Source organism: Thermosynechococcus sp. Uc (assembly GCF_029335995.1).
Taxonomy (GTDB): domain Bacteria; phylum Cyanobacteriota; class Cyanobacteriia; order Thermosynechococcales; family Thermosynechococcaceae; genus Thermosynechococcus.
Genome location: NZ_JARJMS020000019.1, coordinates 1 through 5,324, shown reverse-complemented (window position 1 = coordinate 5,324; position 5,324 = coordinate 1). Strand labels below are relative to the sequence as shown.

At 52.4% G+C, this 5,324-nt stretch carries 4 protein-coding genes and 1 pseudogene; 2 read left to right on the top strand and 3 right to left on the bottom strand.

Features of this window, described 5'->3' with window-relative positions; genetic code table 11:
- The coding region (locus P3X23_RS02085; protein ID WP_367186473.1) for a photosystem II q(b) protein at nt 1-734 on the bottom strand (734 nt) is incomplete at its 3' end.
- A 268-nt stretch (nt 735-1,002) separates the two neighbouring features.
- Between P3X23_RS02085 and P3X23_RS02080 the strand changes: the two genes are divergently transcribed.
- Nucleotides 1,003-2,190, top strand: a complete 1,188-nt coding sequence (locus tag P3X23_RS02080) for a TRC40/GET3/ArsA family transport-energizing ATPase (RefSeq protein ID WP_300872680.1) — start codon at nt 1,003-1,005, stop codon at nt 2,188-2,190.
- An 11-nt stretch (nt 2,191-2,201) separates the two neighbouring features.
- The gene (locus P3X23_RS02075) at nt 2,202-2,909 is read left to right on the top strand and encodes an ABC transporter ATP-binding protein (protein ID WP_300872678.1); all 708 of its coding nucleotides are present in this window, start codon (nt 2,202-2,204) and stop codon (nt 2,907-2,909) included.
- Here the strand turns inward: P3X23_RS02075 and P3X23_RS11890 are convergent.
- Nucleotides 2,861-3,371, bottom strand: a pseudogene (locus tag P3X23_RS11890) (cytosine methyltransferase); the annotation flags it as partial. The gene P3X23_RS02075 and the pseudogene P3X23_RS11890 sit on opposite strands and share 49 nt — an antisense overlap.
- Nucleotides 3,361-5,324 (bottom strand): bifunctional aconitate hydratase 2/2-methylisocitrate dehydratase (locus P3X23_RS02070; protein ID WP_300872676.1); only part of this gene is annotated, 1,964 nt, incomplete at its 5' end. The pseudogene P3X23_RS11890 and the gene P3X23_RS02070, both read right to left, overlap by 11 nt.

The window sequence follows — 5,324 nt, the reverse complement described above, 5'->3', positions numbered from 1 at the left end:
GTCTCTTCCTCTTGACCGAATTTGTAGCCGTAGTTGGCAGACTCGGTTTCCGTGGATTCACGGATCAAGCTGGAGGTCACCAGAGAACCGTGCATAGCGCAAAACAGCGCGCCCCCAAAGACACCCGCTAAACCGAGCAGGGGGAAGGGGTGCATGAGAATGTTGTGCTCCGCTTGGACAGCAAGCATGTCGGTATCGGTTCCAGAGATCCCGAGGGGCATACCATCGGAGAAGCTGCCTTGACCAATGGGGTAGATCAAGAACACCGCAAAGGCAGAGGCCAAGGGGGCAGAGTACGCCACACAAATCCAAGGACGCATCCCCAGGCGGTAGCTGAGTTCCCACTGGCGACCCATGTAACAAGAAGCACCCAATAGGAAGTGGCAGATGATTAGTTGGTAAGGGCCACCGTTGTAGAGCCACTCATCAAGGGAAGCAGCTTCCCAAATGGGGTAGAAGTGCAAGCCAATGGCATTGCTGGAGGGGACAACCGCACCCGTAATGATGTTGTTGCCATAGAGCAAGGAGCCGGAAACAGGCTCACGAATGCCATCAATATCCACAGGGGGAGCAGCGATGAAGGCAATGACAAAGCAAATGGTTGCGGCTAACAGGGTGGGGATCATGATTACACCAAACCAGCCCACATAAAGGCGGTTATCGGTGCTGGTCACCCAGTTACAAAACCGCTCCCACAAATTCGCGCTTTCGCGACGTTGGAGAGTTGTGGTCATAGTCGTGATAAGTCCAGATATATGTTCTTTCGATTTACAAACCCTTGAAAGCAGTTGCAAACCGCAAGGGCTTAAGCATTAAGTTAATATTTGCTCTAAGGGATCGGGGAGAGGCCTAAATTATTGTTAGTAAAGCTAAATAGGTGATTATATTTTATTTATTTTTCTTGATGTTTTTATTTCCATTGATTGCGAGCGATCGCCCCCCTGAGGGCAAGCTCAAGGGTTAAGATATATTAAGCAACCGTGTTTAGGGCAGAGCCTTCCCATGCGCGTAATTTTAATGACTGGCAAAGGTGGCGTTGGTAAAACTTCAGTGGCAGCAGCAACGGGGTTACGCTGTGCAGAATTGGGGTACAAAACGCTGGTACTGAGTACTGATCCCGCCCACTCCCTTGCCGATAGTTTTGACCTTGAACTGGGGCATGTCCCTGTTCCCATCACCGAAAAGCTCTGGGGGGCAGAATTGGATGCCTTGATGGAGCTGGAGGACAACTGGGGAGCCGTCAAGCGCTACATTACTCAAGTCTTACAGGCACGCGGCCTAGAAGGGGTTCAAGCTGAGGAATTGGCAATTTTACCGGGGATGGATGAGATTTTTGCCCTTGTGCGCATGAAACGCCACTACGATGAAGGCCAATACGATGTTCTTATTATTGACTCTGCCCCCACAGGCACGGCATTGCGGTTGTTGAGTCTACCGGAAGTGAGCGGTTGGTATATGCGCCGCTTTTATAAGCCACTGCAGCGGATGTCTGTGGCATTGCGACCGATTGTGGAGCCAATTTTCAAGCCCTTGGTGGGGTTTTCTTTGCCCGATCAAGAGGTGATGGATGCACCCTATGAATTTTATGAGCAGATTGAAGCCCTTGAAAAAGTCCTCACGGACAACACCCAAACCTCTGTGCGTTTGGTAACTAATCCAGAAAAGATGGTGATCAAAGAATCCCTCCGCGCCCATGCCTATCTCAGTCTTTACAATGTGGCCACTGATTTAGTGGTGGCCAACCGCATTTTGCCGGAGACTGTTCATGATCCCTTCTTTACCCGCTGGAAAGAGACACAGCAACAGTATCGCCAAGAGATTCACGATAATTTTCATCCCCTCCCCGTCAAGGAAGTGCCTCTGTTTGCAGAGGAACTCTGTGGTTTAGCGGCACTGCATCGCCTCAAGGAAACCCTCTATGCCGATGAGGATCCGGCTCAAGTTTATTACCAAGAGCAAACGATTCGGGTAGTGCCCAGTGAGGGTCAGTACAGCCTTGAACTCTATTTACCGGGGGTGCCCAAGGAAAAAATTGAACTCAATAAAACCGCTGATGAGTTGAACATTCGCATTGGCAACCATCGTCGAAATATGGTGCTTCCCCAAGGATTAGCGGCACTGCAACCGGTGGGCGCGAAAATGGAGGCGGACTATCTAAAAATCCGTTTTGCCAGCGTCACTAGTAGTTAACAACAACTGCAATGAAATTTTCCTGTGTAACCTCCACTGAGCTAGCGATCGCCACTACAAACCTAACCAAGGTTTATCATTCTGGCCATCAGGAAACCCCGGTTCTTCAGGGAATTAACCTGAAAATCAAGTGCGGCCATATTCACTTACTGATGGGACCTTCGGGGTCGGGTAAAACCACACTCCTCTCGATTTTAGCTGGCATTCTTGCCCCTACCAGTGGTCAAGTGGTTGTCTTAGGCGAAGAGATTACCCAACTGTCCAAGGCCGCCTTGGCAAAGTTTCGTCTGCAAAATATTGGCTTTATCTTTCAGAGTTTTAATCTTTTCCCCGCCTTGACAGCCTTGGAGAATGTCGAAATTGCTCTCAATCTCAAAGGGATTAAAGGTAAAAAAGCAAAGGAAGAGGCTGCAGACTTGCTAAAGGCAGTTGGTTTAGGCGATCGCCTCGACTTTGTGCCTGCCAACCTCTCTGGGGGGCAGAAACAACGGGTTGCCATTGCCCGTGCCCTAGCGGGTGAACCGAAAATTATTTTTGCCGATGAACCCACTGCTTCCCTTGATTCTCAAAACGGCCAACAGGTGATCAACATTCTCGACAAGCTGGCAAAACAAAAGGGCTGCACCGTTATGATTGTAACCCACGACCCACGGATTACGGCCATTGCCGATCACATTACTACAATCGAAGATGGCAAGTTGACATCCTCCCCGGCCTGAAGGCCGGAGGTTTCCATTACAGCAGCACTCACTTCACAGGCGAACCGAGCGCGCGCCGATCAGATGAGCATTGTCCTCGAAGCTGCATTCCACACACGCGAACCGGAATTGTGTCCGCCCTCCAGTTGGCGACGGAACTCAAACCAGCCTTACCAGCCTTGGTCGAGGATAGACTTGACCCCAAGTGTCTACCCGGTTGTTCGGTTGTGCCTGCCGCCGCCTTGGACATCTCCGCACCCATAAGTCTTCAATACACACCATCGTCTGGCTGTTGCTGATTGCACTGGAGGTCTTGTGCAGAAAGTCACGGCGGGCGGTGGCGATGCGCTTCGCTTTCTTAATTTCACTTTACAAGAGAGCGCCTGCTGCGCTTTGCGCAAGGGGGCTTCCTGCCGCTGGAAGCGATTGAGCGGCACGATAAATGAGCCTAGCAAACCGGATAATGCCCAAGTCAATGGATACTGGCCAGTAGTTTGGCTTCCTCCTCTTTGGAAATGACCCGGCCTTGATTTTCGTAGTCGGGAATTTGGTCAAAGTAGAGGTAGCGATACAGATCTGCTGCAAAGGGATTAATTTTGCGCGTTACAATCTCTAGGTACTCCTTGTGAGTGGGAATGCGTCCCAGTAGGGCACAGACGGCTGCTAGCTCTGCAGAACCCAGATAGACCCTTGCCCCCTTGCCCATACGGTTATTGAAGTTCCGTGTGGAGGTGGAGAAAACCGTTGTGTTATCAGCAACGCGAGCCTGATTCCCCATGCACAGAGAGCACCCTGGCATCTCCATGCGGGCGCCAGCTGCCGCAAAAATGCCATAGTAGCCTTCTTCGCGCAACTGCTGCTCATCCATCCGGGTGGGAGGTGCAATCCAGAGGCGTACCTTCACCGCCCCTTCCCCTTCTAGCACTTTGGCAGCGGCACGGTAGTGGCCAATATTGGTCATGCAGGAACCGATAAAGACCTCCTGTACCGGGTCGCCTGCACATTCTGAAAGGGTTTTGATGTTGTCGGGATCATTGGGGGCAGCAACTAGGGGTTCTTTAATTTGGTCTAAATCCACCTCAATCACATCGGCATACTCAGCATCAGGATCCGCAGAGAGGAGACTGGGATTGGCCAACCATGCCTCCATCTTTTTCACCCGCCGTAAAATTGTCCGTGCATCCCCATAGCCGCGAGCCACCATATTTTTTAGGAGTACCACGTTGGAACGTAGGTATGTGGCCACCGTTTCCTCGCTCAGCTTAATGGTGCACCCTGCTGCCGATCGCTCCGCTGTGGCATCCGTCAGTTCAAAGGCTTGCTCCAGTTGCAAATGCGGCAGCCCTTCCATTTCCATGATCCGCCCAGAGAAAACATTCTTTTTATTCTCTTTGGCAACGGTGAGCTTGCCCTGCTGAAGCGCCACGTAGGGAATGGCATTGACAATGTCCCGCAGCGTTACCCCTGGTTGCAGCGAACCTTTAAAGCGCACCAGCACCGACTCCGGCATATCTAGGGGCATCACTCCCAAAGCAGCGGCAAAGGCCACCAAGCCAGAGCCGGCAGGAAATGAGATCCCCAGAGGAAACCGGGTATGGGAATCACCGCCTGTGCCCACGGTATCCGGCAGCAGCATGCGATTGAGCCACGAGTGGATAATGCCATCTCCCGGTCGCAGGGAGACGCCCCCCCGCGAGGTGATAAAGTCCGGCAGTTCTTTGTGGGTTTTGATGTCAACGGGCTTGGGATAGGCGGCTGTGTGGCAAAAACTTTGCAATACCAAGTCTGCCCCAAAGCCAAGGCAGGCCAGTTCCTTAAGCTCATCGCGGGTCATTGGCCCAGTTGTGTCTTGGGAGCCAACGGTGGTCATCACAGGTTCGCAGTAGGTGCCGGGACGGACACCGGCAAGACCACAGGCTTTGCCGACAATCTTTTGTGCTAAGGTATAGCCCCTGTTGCTCTCAAGGGGTGGCTGAGGACGGGTAAAGAGGGGACTGGGGTCTAAGCCCAGGGCAAGGCGGGCTTTGTCGGTGAGGGTACGACCGATGAGGAGGGAAATCCGTCCGCCAGCACGCACTTCATCTAAGAGGGTAGGGGGCTTGAGGGTAAAGCGACTGAGGACTTCTCCGGCGTCATTGGTGATTTCGCCGCGGTAGGGATAGATGGTCACCACATCCCCCATGTTCATTGAGCTGACATCGCACTCAATGGGGAGCGCCCCAGAGTCCTCCAGTGTATTAAAGAAAATGGGCGCAATTTTGCCCCCGAGACATATCCCCCCTGTGCGCTTGTTGGGGACGTAGGGAATGTCACGACCAATGTGCCAAATTACCGAGTTGGTGGCGGATTTGCGGGAGGAACCGGTGCCGACCACATCCCCTACATAGGCAAGGGGATAGCCCTTTTGCTTGAGTTCAGCAATCATTTGCAGTGCCC

Bases quoted from the DNA above. Each gene is read 5' to 3' on its own strand.
- P3X23_RS02080 (WP_300872680.1), top strand. From the start codon at position 1,003: ATGCGCGTAATTTTAATGACTGGCAAAGGTGGCGTTGGTAAAACTTCA.
- P3X23_RS02075 (WP_300872678.1), top strand. From the start codon at position 2,202: ATGAAATTTTCCTGTGTAACCTCCACTGAGCTAGCGATCGCCACTACA.